At 40.1% G+C, this 15157-nt stretch carries 15 protein-coding genes; 3 read left to right on the top strand and 12 right to left on the bottom strand.

What is annotated here, in order from left to right; all coding sequences use genetic code 11:
* Window positions 1-234 precede the first annotated feature (234 nt).
* The 5 genes from ACKWCA_RS07760 to ACKWCA_RS07740 form a co-directional block, all read right to left on the bottom strand.
* The gene (locus tag ACKWCA_RS07760; RefSeq protein ID WP_413977604.1) at window positions 235-1101 is read right to left on the bottom strand and encodes a UbiA prenyltransferase family protein; all 867 of its coding nucleotides are present in this window, start codon (window positions 1099-1101) and stop codon (window positions 235-237) included.
* Between the two features lie 65 nt (window positions 1102-1166).
* Window positions 1167-1577, bottom strand: coding sequence for an antibiotic biosynthesis monooxygenase family protein (locus ACKWCA_RS07755; protein ID WP_413977603.1), 411 nt, complete (start codon window positions 1575-1577; stop codon window positions 1167-1169).
* A gap of 12 nt (window positions 1578-1589) precedes the next feature.
* The gene (locus tag ACKWCA_RS07750) at window positions 1590-2120 is read right to left on the bottom strand and encodes a cytochrome b (protein ID WP_413977602.1); all 531 of its coding nucleotides are present in this window, start codon (window positions 2118-2120) and stop codon (window positions 1590-1592) included.
* 4 nt (window positions 2121-2124) lie between these two features.
* Window positions 2125-2910, bottom strand: coding sequence for a hypothetical protein (locus ACKWCA_RS07745; protein ID WP_413977601.1), 786 nt, complete (start codon window positions 2908-2910; stop codon window positions 2125-2127).
* A gap of 97 nt (window positions 2911-3007) precedes the next feature.
* A complete protein-coding gene (locus tag ACKWCA_RS07740; RefSeq protein ID WP_413977600.1) occupies window positions 3008-3442 on the bottom strand; it encodes a MarR family winged helix-turn-helix transcriptional regulator in 435 nt (144 codons plus the stop codon).
* 498 nt (window positions 3443-3940) lie between these two features.
* Between ACKWCA_RS07740 and ACKWCA_RS07735 the strand changes: the two genes are divergently transcribed.
* Entirely contained in the window at window positions 3941-5266 is a 1326-nt protein-coding gene (locus tag ACKWCA_RS07735) for a tyrosine-type recombinase/integrase (RefSeq protein WP_413977599.1), read from the top strand.
* Between the two features lie 376 nt (window positions 5267-5642).
* On the opposite strand, the gene ACKWCA_RS07730 is transcribed toward ACKWCA_RS07735, so the two are convergent.
* The 7 genes from ACKWCA_RS07730 to mobC form a co-directional block, all read right to left on the bottom strand.
* A complete protein-coding gene (locus tag ACKWCA_RS07730; protein ID WP_413977598.1) occupies window positions 5643-6062 on the bottom strand; it encodes a GreA/GreB family elongation factor in 420 nt (139 codons plus the stop codon).
* Window positions 6063-6088: 26 nt separating this feature from the next.
* On the bottom strand, window positions 6089-6700 hold the full coding sequence (locus ACKWCA_RS07725) for an MCP four helix bundle domain-containing protein (protein ID WP_413977597.1): 612 nt from the start codon (window positions 6698-6700) through the stop codon (window positions 6089-6091).
* Window positions 6701-6831: 131 nt separating this feature from the next.
* Window positions 6832-7194 carry a hypothetical protein gene (locus ACKWCA_RS07720; protein WP_413977596.1) on the bottom strand — a complete coding sequence of 121 codons (363 nt, stop codon included), beginning with the start codon at window positions 7192-7194 and terminating at the stop codon, window positions 6832-6834.
* Between the two features lie 185 nt (window positions 7195-7379).
* Complete coding sequence (locus tag ACKWCA_RS07715) at window positions 7380-8708, bottom strand: sigma-54-dependent transcriptional regulator (RefSeq protein WP_413977595.1); 1329 nt, start codon at window positions 8706-8708, stop codon at window positions 7380-7382.
* A 3-nt stretch (window positions 8709-8711) separates the two neighbouring features.
* Complete coding sequence (locus tag ACKWCA_RS07710) at window positions 8712-9800, bottom strand: sensor histidine kinase (RefSeq protein ID WP_413977594.1); 1089 nt, start codon at window positions 9798-9800, stop codon at window positions 8712-8714.
* 172 nt (window positions 9801-9972) lie between these two features.
* Window positions 9973-12258, bottom strand: coding sequence for a relaxase/mobilization nuclease domain-containing protein (locus tag ACKWCA_RS07705; RefSeq protein WP_413977593.1), 2286 nt, complete (start codon window positions 12256-12258; stop codon window positions 9973-9975).
* Window positions 12255-12644 carry a plasmid mobilization relaxosome protein MobC gene (gene mobC / locus ACKWCA_RS07700; RefSeq protein ID WP_413977592.1) on the bottom strand — a complete coding sequence of 130 codons (390 nt, stop codon included), beginning with the start codon at window positions 12642-12644 and terminating at the stop codon, window positions 12255-12257. Before mobC ends, ACKWCA_RS07705 begins: the two co-directional genes overlap by 4 nt.
* Window positions 12645-13366: 722 nt before the next feature.
* On the opposite strand from mobC, the gene ACKWCA_RS07695 reads away from it, so the two are divergent.
* Window positions 13367-13627, top strand: coding sequence for a hypothetical protein (locus ACKWCA_RS07695; RefSeq protein ID WP_413977591.1), 261 nt, complete (start codon window positions 13367-13369; stop codon window positions 13625-13627).
* Window positions 13628-13804: 177 nt separating this feature from the next.
* The gene (locus ACKWCA_RS07690) at window positions 13805-15154 is read left to right on the top strand and encodes a dihydrolipoyl dehydrogenase family protein (RefSeq protein WP_413977590.1); all 1350 of its coding nucleotides are present in this window, start codon (window positions 13805-13807) and stop codon (window positions 15152-15154) included.
* Window positions 15155-15157 lie beyond the last annotated feature (3 nt).

The raw sequence follows: 15157 nt of genomic DNA, 5'->3' as shown, positions 1-15157 counted from the left end.
CGAGTCTTTGATTAACACACGATTAAAAAAATTCACTTATTTCCATAGCTTTTCAATCATTTTTAAATACAAGTGATTACACAATATTTTATTTTCATTCGTTTTCTTCAATCGTCATTCTTCCGATTAATTGTTCCCGAAATATAATAGGAAGCTTTGGCTTCATCAATTTCAGTTTTAAAATTGTAGTAATTAGAAAGCACGGAGAGTTATTAAAATTTCCTGTTTTCACTTTTATCTGAGTAAATAACTCATTCCTAACATTGCAATAGCACCATCTATCAAGATAGAGTAATAAAAATCTTGTTTGCTTGCCGAAAAAGCAATAAAGATAATTTGCGTTAAAATCGCAAGTATAAACAACGGAGTCAACAACGATAAAGAGGGAATTGAACCTATGACTAAACATACAAGAATCAATAGCACAATTGAAATCATTTTAGCGCCGCGCACACCCACTACTTGTGGAATAGTTCGTTGTGAGGGTGAATCATATTTCAAGTCTCTAATATCAAAAGGAATCGCCACCGCGACAAAATAGATGTAGTGTGCTGGGATAAAAAACTTGAATATTTGCCAATTGCAGAGCTTTTCATTCAATATTGGGAACACAACCACTATCACTGTCCACGTAAATGCAATCGAATGAATTTTAAGATGTGGTAACTCCCGTAGATTTCTTCCTTTTATTCCAACTACATAATACAATGATATTATTGCAGCTGCCCCTATTGGCAAAATAATTATCGATGTTACATCATTTAATAATCGGATAAAAAAATGTCCCCCTATTAGTCCGCTAATGATACTCAGAGCGCTTAGAAATTTTATACGTTCAGCTACCCACTTCAGCCATGGCGATTTTATTTCGCTATTTGTTTTGACTACTCGTTGACCATTATATACACTTAAAGTCGAAAAAAAAGAGAACAAGCCATATTCCAAATAATTTTCAAGAATCAAGACATTCGCAATTCCAGAGGCGAGAACTCCTGCAGATATAGCAATAACAAAATTTAAATGGACGATATAATTTAGTACTATCTTGAGCAGTTGAATTTGAGAATTTGGGTTACAAAAACTTTGTTGATTTTTCTCCAAAGAATCTGAAGATTTACAAGGTACTTTGCAGCTTATTACACAGTTGTTTGATGTCAGTGGATTGTTTATTCCCTAATTATAGTGTAAAGTGATGGATTGGCTTTAAGTCCTTCCGGAGGTGAAACACCTAACTCTTTTGCCATTTTCTTACTCGCTTCGGTAAAGACTTGGGGATTCTCCCAAACCGCCACATTTACCAACTCGAACTTGGCATTGTCCTTTATTGTCTCATGCAATTCTGTTGAAATATAACCAGGTTGCTCTTTGAGAAAATCTCTACAAGCTTCCCAATATATAACAGATTCCTCCAACTTTCCGTCAGGTACTTCAAATGGGTTAATAAGAATAATATGCTTGGATTTATCTTTTCCCGCAGTCGATTTGCCCTGTTGCTCGGCTTCGCTTTTGCAGGAAGCTACCACAATTAGCAAAAGTGTAACAAAAGCTATTCTTGAAATTTTTGTTGTTGCATTCATGATTCAGTTTCTTTAGAAGATTCTTTTTAACGTATTTTCTTTTGTAAAGAGATAATGCTTTATCACACCAAAAACATGCAAGACTAACAATATCATCATAACAGTAGCCAATAATCTATGGGCCTTAAGCGGAACTAAATCTTCTTTTAATAACATTAAATCAAAGTTTCCTGATTTCAGGGCATCGAGATGACCACCAAGAAACATCACTGCAAATCCGGCCAGAGAAATTCCGATCAATAAAAAATAAAATATATTATGTATCCAAATAGCTAATTTATCGTTGAACTTAGAACCGGTCTTCAGGTCATCAGGTCGTTTAGATTTAAAAAAGAAATAGCTTCTCAGAAGTGTAAGGAAAAATACAACGGCTCCAAGGGCAGCATGAATCTTCAACAGCCCCATTTTTTCAGAAGGTTCAAGTCCTGACATATATTTCCCCAAAGGGAACAACGTAATTATAAGCAACGCAGTTATCCAATGAATGGCAATGATCTCCTTGCTATACTTTTGATTCAGATCGTTATGGATTTTTCTCTTCATATGTTTATTCCAAATTCTGATTGAACTCTTCATAATTGCCCAACCAAAAAACCCCGACCGGGTATAATTCAAAAGAGGCAATGTTTTTCTTGGCAAAGGGTAAGTTCTCACATAATTCCTGTGCTTCTTTTTCGGTATTAACGTTGATAAAAAACACAAAGTCAGTCTTATCATTGGCCTTTTGAGTACCTTCTATGTCAAAATAAATATTCTCAATGCTTCCATCATTCCATAGGTCTAAAATGGCATCTGCTTGTGATTTAGTCACACTATCGGTAGTATTTTCCCAATTATCGGATGTCCAGACCGCTGCGTACGAGTTGGTTATTCCTCTTTCTCGAATTTGATCATGATCACGCCCCATCCATTTGAGTCCGACAGGGTATATTTTATAAGATGCTATTCCTTTTTTTACCAGAGTTAGTTTATTCAGGATAGTTGAAGCTTCTTCCTCTGATTTTGCTTTTAGAAAGAAAAAGACATTAGGAAAGTATTCGAACTTGTCGATTGTTGCATTAGAATCGTAATAAGCATCAACAACAATATCCTCTTTCCAAAGTTGGTTTACCTCATCTGCTATAACGACAAGGTTCTCCTCCACGAGTTGTTTATTATCAGTTGCCCATTTCCATGCGATGGCATAATATTGTCTTCCAATTTTCGGAGCAGTTGATTCAACTTCTTGATGTTCTATAACTTCATCTGGTTTTGAACTCTCCTTGGCCTTCTCTTTGCATGAAAGTATTACCGTCAGGGTGAATATTAGTGTAATAGCTTTTTTCAAAAACATAACTGCTAAATTTTTGGTTAGTAGTCTCAATACTATAAATTGCTAGAACAATTATAGTAATATACAATAATTGTTATGACAAATATATAGGAAAAAATTATTGCCCCAAATTTTGGAGCATTTTTTTGGCCGTAGTATTAAATGTTTGAACATCCTCGGGGTCAATTCCCTCGGTTGCCTTTTTCAAAATTTCTTTTGCCAAGGGCTCTATTTGGTTACGAACTTTTTTACCGTCTTTGGTTATATGGATTTTCCATACCCTTCGGTCGTTGGCATCCGTTTGACGTTTTATCAATCCTTTCTTTTCCAATTTGTCTAATATGCGGGTAATGTTAGCGTTGTCTTTGAAAGTTCGTTTTGCGACTTCCTTCTGCGACAACCCCGAATTTTCACTCAATCTATTCAAAATGGCCCATTGCTCGGGAGTAACATTTATTTTGTTTTTGTTCAAAGCACCGGTCATTTCCCTCTTTAATAAAAGCGCGGTCATATTAATAAGATATCCGGCTGAATGATCTAAAAACGACTTCATTTATTTGTCATGTTATTAATTCACAAGACAAATATATATCATTTTGCATACCAAGGCGTACTTCAACCGCAGTTGTCTCGATATTAAATTCTAGAATTTTTGGTTTTAGTATATCATTCCCCATTTCACGATACTCTTCAGACATGGGGAAATCAAAGTTCTCCTTGTAGACAAGAGAGGTGTGTTATACGGATGTCAAAGTCCAAAGTCTATCCAGTGTAGCATTGGCCGATGCCTTTTGGAATGTAGGATGTAGACGGTGTGCATGCCAACAAAATAAAACAAAAAAGCCACACGTATGTGCGGCTTTTTGCTCCCCCTCTTGGGCTCGAACCAAGGACCCTCTGATTAACAGTCGGTTCAGTTATGGTTCCATATGGTTTTATATATCTTGAAATGCCCATTTTATGGGGATTTTGCTTATCTTTAATTTCAATAAAAACCATTTAAAATCAAAAAAAGCACGCCAAAAGCACGCCACTTTTTAAACACTAAATTATGGCCACAATCAAGATAACCTTCGATAAACGGGCAGATCACAAAACTAAAGATAAAAAATTCCCGTTGGTTCTGCGTGTTGGGCACGCCAGAAAAACGCGTGATATACCTTTCAATTTACATTTGAAAGAAAATCAGTATGATTTTTCGACCGGAAAGATTACTGGAATCATGAATGCTACAAGACATACCAAGCGCACCCGTAAAATTTATTCGGATGTCGATTTGTGGATGGATGAGCATGCGGGCGAAATCAAGAACTGGGAGATAAAAAAATTGAAATCCGAAATCGAACGAATATTCTTCAAGAAATCTCCATCACATTCCATACTCAATCATGGTGCAGTATATCTAAATCGACTTCGCCTAGAAGAACGTTTTTCCACAGCAAGTTCTTACGAAGATGCTCTAAAAGCCCTCATTAAATTTCGCATGAGCCTCAAAGGGGAAGATGATAGAGTTTTAATCAAAACACTTTTCGCAGTAAAAGACGGCAAATTAAAAGTCCTTGATGATTACAAACATTTGGATATGGAAATAAAAGCAATGGACTATGCCTTTTCAAAAGATTTTAAGGCCTATATGAGCAACCGTTATAAATCAAAAAACACCCCTGCCATACACCTTAGAAGCTTACAGGCTATAATGAACGATGCAGGGAAGACCTATCAAGATTTAAAAGACCATAAGCCGTTATCGAGCATAAAAAAACAAAGTCATGAGAACGCGCCTGCTCCTCTCAACTTAGAAGATATTAACGCCATTAGAAAACTAAAACTGGAAGCTCGTACTCCAATATGGGACACCCGCAATTTTTTATTGTTCATGTTCAACAATATGGGTATGAACCATTTTGATATGGCTATTTTAAAGTGCTTTCAATTCGAGGATAACCGTATTAAGTACTTCCGGAAAAAAACTCATTATGAAGGGGATTACTTTAGCGTTCTGCAAAATGAAGAATCCCTCAGAATCATTGGATATTATCTGAACGGCCAAAACGATGATGAGTACCTGTTTCCTATAATTCCAGAAGGCACTACGCCCGAGAGGTTGCATATAGTGAACAATGGAAAGGTTAAAACATTCAATAAGTACGCTAAGCGCATTGCAAAATTAGCGGGAATCGAAAAAAAGATTACTACCTATACGCTAAGGGATACATGGACAAATATCGGCTTGGATATGGGCATCGACATCAGAAAAATATCCTCGGGGCTTGGGCATTCCAGTGTTCGGGTAACCGAAAAGCATTATGGCAAAAGTGTGTCGGAGAAAATATTGGACGAGATTAATGCTAAGATTACACAAATAGAAAGTTCTTAATCAACGTTCACTTTTTAAAGTTTTGACCCAATTGTCAAGCCAATCGAGCATTATTGTTACATCATCCCCAAATCTTTCCATAACTAACCTGCGCGTGGATCCTGCGGAGTTTCTTTAGCGTTCCGGTAGATAAGCGTTAAGAAGAAACTCTGTAGGGCGCAGACCAAACCTCGGCTTAACACACTGTACCTTTTCTCTCCCTATCCACAAAAAGCACCCTTTAGGGTGCTCGATTCCATTGCAAAGCTCACATTGATTTTGTAATAATTTCAGTCTAGTAAAAGGCCAATTAACGAAACTATTAAAAAAGACGGAAAATGGAACTGGAAACAGATATGTTCAGTAGAAAAATTAATGATGTCTTAAAATGGCCGTTTTAAAGCACCATATCCAACCCGATATTCTTGTTCTGTTGCCTAACCTCTTTTATGGTAAATCCTTTTGAAATAACCGGGGAGTTGATATTGATGTTTTCGCCCTCCGTTCGTCCAAAGACCGAAGCTCCTTTTTCCGTAAAGATGGATAACTTGTTTTGGTCAGTGCTCAATTCGGAAGGTAATGCCAACTGGAAAGTTTCCAATTCGCCATCCCGGTATTCGATGGTGACCTTTGAGTTGATCCGTACTATGTTCTTCGGTATATCGCCCTCGGAGCAAATTCGAGCATTTTCCAATGCGTCCGAGAATCTTTTTAAAATTTCTTTCAATACGCTATCTTGAATAAAGGTTGAAAGGTTTATCGCGCGCTTTATCAGAACATACTCCTTTTTTTCGACAATCAGAACATCCTTATTCATCGTAGCTTTATTTTATAATTGACAATTCAATTTAAGATTCCAGGGCTTTTACTAGGATAAAAAATAAGTGCCAGCATCAATAGCCCGATCAATATCAAAAAGGCGATTTCCAAATTGGACATCAGCGTGTTCATTCCCAAAGATTTATTGGAAAGTTGGGTCAGTTGACCGCTTTCGTTCAATTGGATTTTTGCCAGTCCGTCCAATTTCTTTTGAATTTCATCCAATTGCTGACCGACCCGTATCGTTTTGTCCTTTGACACATCACCGTTGGGCCCTTCCACTTTTACCAGAGTTTCGAAGGCTCGGTCAAGGTCGTTCAACAGATCGGACTCTTTGGGCGTAAGCTCGGTCGTTGCAAAATCGTTCAACAACTGTCTTATCTTTTCATTTCGACTGTCATCCAAGGTAAACTGCCCTGTTCTGGCCAATTCAAGTTCTTTAGCATGAAAGATTTTGTTCAGTTGATAAATGAAATCCTGTACCACCACACGATCTTGATATACCGAGTTGACCGTGTTCTGTACCGTTTCGAAATGTCTTTTGTCCAATCGGTTCGACCCGAGCACCAAAAGGAATGCCATGGCCAGGATAAGTCCAGCTTGTAAGCGTTGCGGAATGGAAAGTTTTGCGAACATGGTTCTCTATTTTAAGGGTCGTACATCAATTTACATTCAGGGTAAGGTCTTGTGGAGATAAAAAATCCACCTGTCGGCTTTCCGACTTGGATAACCCGTACAGGTGAATCTTAATCAACCAACCAATATGATTATCTGGCAGTCAACTCGCCAGAATTCAGGGCTTCATCAATATCGACCTTAACAGAAGGGTGACTTCCAAAGAAACGATTGCCGTTGGCCCTTTTTATCCTTACTTCGGTGGTGCCGTTCTTTTTCTCCTTGATAGAGGATACCACTACTTTCTCTCCTAGAACACTCTTGTAATTAGCGATACCACCTCTCTTAATGATGAAATTCGCTCTAGGGAATTCAATGTGCTTGTACTTGTTCGCTTCGGGTTTCCCGATTTCAAATACATCACCGATCTGTACGTCCGTGCTTGTCTGTGCGTTGCTTACCTGAGCGTTCAACATACTTACTGAAAACATGAGGGCAAATACATACTTTATCATAACTATTCTATTTTAAGGGTTACTGTTTAAATTCACCCAGTAAAGGGCAAATCCCATGCCTTTACATAGAACTAGTCGTGCCAAAAAATATAATTAGCTGATAATCAGCAATAAAAAAATTATGTTTTTTCTAAAGGATTATTTAGTAGTGGGGAGATTTTCCCTAGTTGGGGAGAAAACGGCCATTATTGACCAAGCTTATCGCGTAACGTTTTGCGGTCTATTTGAAGTATTTCGGCAGCCTTGGTCTTATTGCCCTGGGTATAGGCCAATACCCGTTGTACGTATTCCTTTTCCATTTCACGTAATGGCACGAACCCCCTTTCGGGGAACTCAATCTGGAATTTCAGGAAATCGGGAAGGTCTTTTACCCCAATGATACCATCCGACATAATAACGGCCCGTTGTACGATGTTCTCCAATTCCCTGATATTCCCGGGCCAGTGATAGCGTTCCAATACCTGTAATGCTTCGGGTGCGATACGCAACAAGCGGTCTTTGTACTCAACACCGTATTTCCGTAGGAATTTCTCCACCAAAAGCGGAATATCGGATTTGCGCTCACGCAACGGAGGTACATTGACTTCGACAACGGTAAGGCGATAATAGAGGTCTTCCCGAAAGGTGTTTTTCTTTATATCATCCTGAAGGTCTGCGTTGGTGGCCGCGATGATGCGTATATCCACTTTTTCCGTTTTTTGGGAGCCGACCTTCGTGATTTCCTTTTCCTGTAACGCCCTTAATAGTTTCGTCTGTACGGCAAGCGAGGCCGTGCCGATTTCATCCAAAAAGAGTGTTCCGCCCACCGCGGCCTGAAAGAAACCGTTACGGTTTTCATTGGCCCCCGTGAAGGCTCCTTTCTTGTAACCGAAAAGTTCCGCTTCCTGAAGGTTTTCGGGAATGGCCCCGCAGTTTACCGCTATAAAGGGCGCGCGGGAATATTTGCCCGAATAATGTATGGCCCTTGCGACCAGTTCCTTTCCCGTACCGCTCTCTCCCTTGATCAGTACCGTGGCCTTGTTGTGCTTTACCCGCTCGATGATGTTGGTCACTTTATGAAAGGCCTCGGATTCACCGACCATATCGGCATACCGATTGTTAGCGTGGTTTTCTTTTTTTGATTGAGGGCTTGCCGTTTTTGGCTTATGCGAAAACGCCTTTGCAATACTGGTCTTCAACTCTTCTTTGGTAAAGGGTTTGGTCAAATAGTCTATGGCCCCTGATTTGATGACCTCCAATGCGCCGTCTACGGAAGGATAGCCCGTCACGACCAGTTTGGGCATATTGGGAAAATGCTCGTTGGCGTATCTAAGAAGTTGAAGTCCGTCCACTTCGGGCATTTGGATGTCGGTAATCAACAAATCGATTTCCGTATCCTTTAAGATGAACAATGCCTCCTTGACCGAAATGGCCTTGTAGGTATGGAAGTCCATTGACTTCAAATGCCGTTGCAATAATTCTAGGATATCAATATCATCGTCTACGATCAGTATGTTTTCCTTTCGAAGAGCCATAACTTACAATTTAGGAAAATCGATGGTGAAAACAGTTCCCTTGGGTGTATTGGGGCTATGCGAAATGGTTCCTTTGTGACTGGTGATGATGCCATGGACCACGCTAAGTCCCAAACCTGAACCCTCACCTACGGGCTTGGTCGTAAAAAAAGGTTCGAATACCTTTTCGGCATTCTCGGGCGGTATTCCCGTTCCCTCATCGGCAATATGTATTCGAATTTTATCTTCGATTCCGTGGACAATAACATCGATGCTCCCTTTCTCCGGAGAATAAAAAACGGCGTTCATTATCAGATTGAACAATACCTGTGTCAACTGTACCGTATCCGCTTTTAACTTCAGGGTTCTGTCCTCAAAGGATGTGCGAAGGTCGATTTGTTTGGCCCGTAGTTGGGGCTTCAATAATTTCAGTACGTTTTCTATGGCGGGAACCAGTTCGACCGCATCCATCTCGCGAGGCATCTCACAGGCAAAGAACATCAGTTTTTTCACGATTTCACGGCTAAAGATAGCGTTGTCCATGATTTTTTGAAGGTCGCGGGAAGTATCGGGGTCTTTAATACTTTCTTGTAACAGCTCTGCAAAGCCCAGAATGTTGGCCAAGGGGGTGTTGAGTTCATGGGCAATACCTGCGGTTATTTCCCCGAGTATATGCAGGCGGTCGGCCCGTTCCATTTGCTTTCGGGTGGCAATCTCGTTGTCACGAATCTGTTTGCGTTCCATGAGGTTACCCACAGCTAGGCTTACATTGTCCAACAATGTCTGTTCCTCTTCCAAAAAATCTTCCAGCGTATATTTTGATGACGGATACCCGACCTTCACATGACCTTCCACCTTATTGAAAATTTTAATATCGGCTGTCAGGCATACCCTATCGGAACCGTAACCATCAGTCTGGGCTTCGTATCCATTGACCTTAACGTGCGCCTCGGTATCTTCGACGAATTGCCATCCCCTTTTTAGGCAATAGGTAATGGCTTCCAAAGAAGCGTCCAACTGGTCATAGTCGGAATTGACGATTATGGATGTTACTTCATAGAGACAGGTAAGCTCCTTGACCCGCTCCTTTAGCTTGGCTTCTACCGAGTTCATTCTTATTTGACTGTATACTTTTCACAGTAAAGGTCGGGATTAAAATGATGGATTAAAAGAAGATTATAGGACTAAAAGGTGGATTCTATTACTATCGCACTTTGTATTTAATGGTTTTGTTTAAGGAACATTTTATGGTCGCCAAGGACGACCTTTAAATATTCAATCATATTTACATCCAAATACCCCTACTCTTATATTTCGTAAAATCCGTAAACTCATCCTTAAAGCCGTTGTACAGTTCTTCTTCTCTAAAATTAGTACCTCCCAACATATTGCCAAGGGTATAAACACCCTTTCGAAGTAGACGCGCCTGTTTTTTATCCACTTGCCTTTTGGAAACAACAATTAGGGCATCTTTCAACCCGTTCCGCATATGGTGTTCCAATTGCGGCAACGGAAGATTTGGCCGTACCCCATCCAACACGAAGAGATAGGCCGCCTTCTTATATTGCCCGGTCTCTACCAAATGACCGGCCCAAAGACTTTTTAAATTATCCCGCCCAGATGTTTTGATGTCTTCTAAACTATCTGTTTGCTTGTTCAAAACTATATTTAAGTCTCTTGATGATTCCAGATAGGCCTGTGTTTTTGGAGTAAGCGGAACGTGTACCGGATACTTGGAATATATAGAAGCGATGCACAGTTTCTCTTCCTTTCTCTCGAAATAAAAACCTTTGGCATTGAAAAATTCCACATAATCCCTTGGGGATTTTTCGAAGGAAACCTGCATGCGTTCGGCGTATTTATAATAGGACTTCAGGCTCAAACGTTCGAATCGTTGCCTATACTTTTGGGTCATGGCCGCATAAATGTTCGGGAACATCAATGGAAGGAATATCGCCGTCGGGCGTAAGTCAATTTCTTTTTCCGTCTTGTCGTTCATAAGTCCGTCCAATACTTTTTCGTTTTCCTTGATAAAGCCCGGAGATGCATAAAAATCGATTTGGTTCGGCAATGCTACGTGGCCCAAATTCAGTTTGACTTGATAACGACGAGAATTTGCATAGGTCAATTGGCCACCTTGGTACTTGGTTCCCAAGCTATGTAAAAGCTCGAAAAGGATTCCCTTTTGCCTTGGTGCATCGAACAATCGTTTTTCGCTTGCCTGTCTTATAAGCTCGGCCATGCCTTTTAATTGCCGGTCTTCTTTGACCGATTCCGAAATACATAGCTTGTCCTTTACAATATTGAATTGCTCTTGTATCCTATTGCTTAGGTTTCGGTTGTCGGTATGCAAGTATTTTTTAAGAAACAGAAAACGTTCCGATTTGGTCATTTCCCTTACTATGTCCTTTATAGGTATCCTTTCGATATGTTCGGAGAAAAGTAACTGCCTCCCCGAATTTTGATAAGTACTTTTATAGGCTTCCTTGATGCACTTTTGTAGTTCCAGTTTTAGCTGTTCACTTTCCCCGTTCATCTGGGTATATTCGCTTTTGAACAATTCGGCGTTTCGGCTGAATCCGATATTGGGTGCTATTTCCTCACTTTTGAGGACATAGCCCGATTTGTCATAAATGGTAAAATCGACTGCGTTGTCTTCCTCTTCATATTCTATTGTGCAATCCAGTTTTTGATAGGATTCCAGGATATCGGAAAGATGTTCGGGGTTTATCGTCCTGAATAGTTCGTAAGTAGTTTTCAGCTGTTTCTCCAAGCGTTTTTTGACCATCGGCAATAGCTTGGAACTTTGGTTCTGTTCAAAGACCTTTTGCAGTTTTGGGCCGCTTAATTGTGGATGGACGGTATAGCCGTTGATGAACCTTGACTTATAGCCATCTTTTACAGCCACACCATACGATACGCCTACCCTTCCATTTCGCTCTACCGTCCTCAATTCAATGTGATGTTTCTTGAGGTGCTGTGAAAGTTCGTTGAAACTGCGCACCTTGTACTTTTGCAGGGCGATATTAACGATGTCCTGTATATAGAACTTGACCCCGTTGATGTCGCCGTTTAGGAATTCGGGCATTTCGTATTTCGGGAGTTCCCTGGTCTGTTTTGTATCGGGCGATGGGGAAAGTCCGAACTCTTTTTCGAGGTACTTCTGGGTCGCTATGCTCCTTCTAATATCATTTGAAAGGTTGATCTGTAAACAATCTTCCTTGATTGTGGACGAGACGATATGCACATGCTCGTGTTTGGTATCGTGATGACGAATGACGACATAGGGCTGTTCGCCATAACCCATGTGCTCCATAAATTTTTTGGAGAGTTCGAAGAATTCCTTGTCGTTCAAATGTTCGCCACGGGGAAGGTTCAAAGAGATATGTGCATACCGTTTTTCAGAATCGTGGCGATTGCCAAGATGGTACAATACCCTACCGAAAAACTTCATGTCGGTATCGGTATCGGAATAGGTGTTCTGGAAACCTAGTATGATATTTTTAGGTTTGCCCGATACATAGTTCAGTACGCCCTGTACATTGTTCCGATAAAGTACCCTTGCTATCATTCCTGGTTTTTGATGTTGATGGTTTCAATGAGTTCGAGCATCAGTTCATTGGCCTTTTGCACCTCTCGTTCGAGCTGTGAATTTGGACTTCGCATGTTCTTATAATTGGCCACCTTGACCAGTTGGTTGATGTTGGTGCCTATCTTGTTAATCTGATAACTGATGTTCGAAATGCCATCGGGAATCCGCTTCTCCTTTACCGTTTCCTTGTTCAAAATAAGCTTTCTTAGGAAAGGGCCGACCGTTCCCCTTTTCCTGAAATCAAGGTTGTAGGATTGCAGGATGGTCTTCACTTTTTCCAGTTCCGTGCCATTGAACCTAAGCGTTATGGCATGTTCCCTTTTCCTGTCTCCCAATCGTTTTCTACCGCCTTTGTTGCTAGCCATTTTTAAGTTCGATTTTATCGCCTGCCCGTACTGGCAAGGCGGGGTTTTCACTTCGTCAGAAGTAGGCGTTTTGCGATGCGCAAAACATCACTTGCTATCCACCTTCGTGGATAAATATATATAATCATTATTAATTATAACTATCTTATTATCAATATTTTAAATCGTAAAATCATATCGAACCATATAGGATTATATGGAACCAATCCACAATTATATCTGGTCTAATATGGTGTTTAAAAAATTAGTGAAATATGAAAATATCCAAGTTTTTTGTGGGTAGGGAGAAAAGGACAAGCGGTTTTTTCGCCGCTTTTTCTTTTGCGCGGCTCCGAGGGGGTTGAAAAACCGTAGCCGGAAATACGACCGAGTGCGGGCCAGCGAAGCGCGCCCGCTCGGTCAGGATTGTAGGCGGAGGGTTTTCAACTTCCGCAGGGGCATGGGACTATAATTACGTGCTCAATGTTTAATCTCTTGGCGTTGGGGTTTACTAATCATTCCATACAATAAACTCTTTACAAAAGGTGCAATTTGTAAAGAGTATAAGTTTTTGTGAATCTTATATAAAAATGACATGTGCAGATTTACAGCTTACTATAATAAATACGTATTATTCTATAGGCTATTTCAAATCTGATAATACCGATGTCTTTTTCTGAATAAAACAACTCATAAATGACTATTTTGGTTTACAATAAAATGGACTTACAAACATTTAAAAAATGACCTTAATAATATCTTGGATTGGAGTCGATGATAATAAAGAAGGTAAAAAACCGGCGTCTCTATATATTGCTTCAGATAGCGGATATAGTTGGCGAACTTCCACTAAATATGATTATGGAATTAAAGTTTTCGGTTCTTCTCGATTTCCTGAGATTTTTGCATTTTGTGGAGATGTCTTACTCCCAAGTATCATCTTGGGACAACTATTGCCGCAAATTGATTCGGGTATAATTCTGACGCCTCTGATTTTGAAATAATCTAACCGGAACCTTACTATGACGATTCAAATAGCGACTTATCTTTTTAAAAATTCATTAGTACCGCGCCATTCTGTCAAAGCTTTCATTTTTAACTACCTACTTATTTGATTCATAACATCAAAGATGAATGCTTTACGGTCAATTCGAGATAATTATACCAGTTACTTTTAATCCATGGAACAAAAAGAATACGATGTCTTCGTTATCGGTAGCGGTAGTGCAGGCCAAGTAGTTGCTGAAACATGCGCTCAAAATGGATTAAAAGTTGCAATTGCTGATAATCGCGAATATGGCGGCACATGTCCCAATAGGGGATGCGACCCGAAAAAAATTCTTTTGGCACCGACAGAAGCTTATGAAACGGCTACTAACCTTATTGGTAGAGGCATTTTCTCAGCCCCAAAATTGGATTGGAAAGCACTTCAAAAGAACAAACGAAAATTTACTATCGGCGTACCGAAGGCTACTGAAAAAGATTTGACGAAATTGGGTATTGACCTATTCCATCAGTCGCCCAAATTTTTAGACCCACAGACCTTATCCGTTGAGGGAAAAAACAGTACAGTGAAGAAAGTAGTAATTGCGACGGGTCAGATTCCAAGAAAACTCAAATTTGAAGGGAATACCTTTCTCAAAACTAGCGACGATTTCCTTAGCTTGAAAAAGCTGCCTAAAAGTATGGCCTTTATCGGAGGTGGATATATAGGTATGGAATTTGCCCATATGGCCGCTAGGGCGGGAAGCAAAGTAACCGTTATCGAACGGGGAGATAGAATACTAAAGGCGTTTGACCTCGATTTGGTCTCGCATCTAAAAAAATCATCCGAAGATTTGGGAATACGATTTATTCTTGGTGCAGAGGTATCACAGATCGAAAAACTCCGAAAGAATTTTCGTGTTCATTACGCGAAGGGAGGTCAAAACAAATCATTTAAAGTACGGTCGGTGTTCAATACCGCCGGTAGGGTTCCCGCAATTGACACACTTGAACTGAATAAAGGCAATGTTACCTGTTCGGACAAGGGTATCCTGGTTAATGATTTTCTTCAAAATACGGGCAACCCGAATGTTTATGCCTGTGGAGATGTGTCGTTACATAGCTTACCCTTGACGCCCTTATCGGGAATTGAAGGAGCGATTGTTGCCGAAAACATATTGAAGTGCAATAAGAAAAAAATAGAGGTTCCCGTGGTTCCTTCTGCCGTGTTTACCTTGCCTAATTTGGCATCGGTAGGATTATCTGAGGAAGAGGCAAAAAGCAGGTACAAGAACGTTGTAGTCAATTATAAATCCGTTCCAGATTGGTATAATGCGAAAAGAATAAATACGTCTGCATACGCTTATAAAATCATAAGCAACAAACGAACAAGACAAATCGTCGGTGCTCATCTGTTAGCTCCTCATTCTGCCGAGACCATAAACCTTTTCGCTATGGCGATAAACCAACAGCTTACTACCGAAGACATAAAAACAATGATTTTTACGTATCCCTCTTGGGCGAACGACATCAAAAGTATGGTCTAGCGT

Source organism: Maribacter corallii (genome assembly GCF_047345415.1).
In the GTDB taxonomy this organism is placed as follows: domain Bacteria; phylum Bacteroidota; class Bacteroidia; order Flavobacteriales; family Flavobacteriaceae; genus Maribacter_C.
This window is presented reverse-complemented; position numbering and strand designations above follow the sequence as displayed.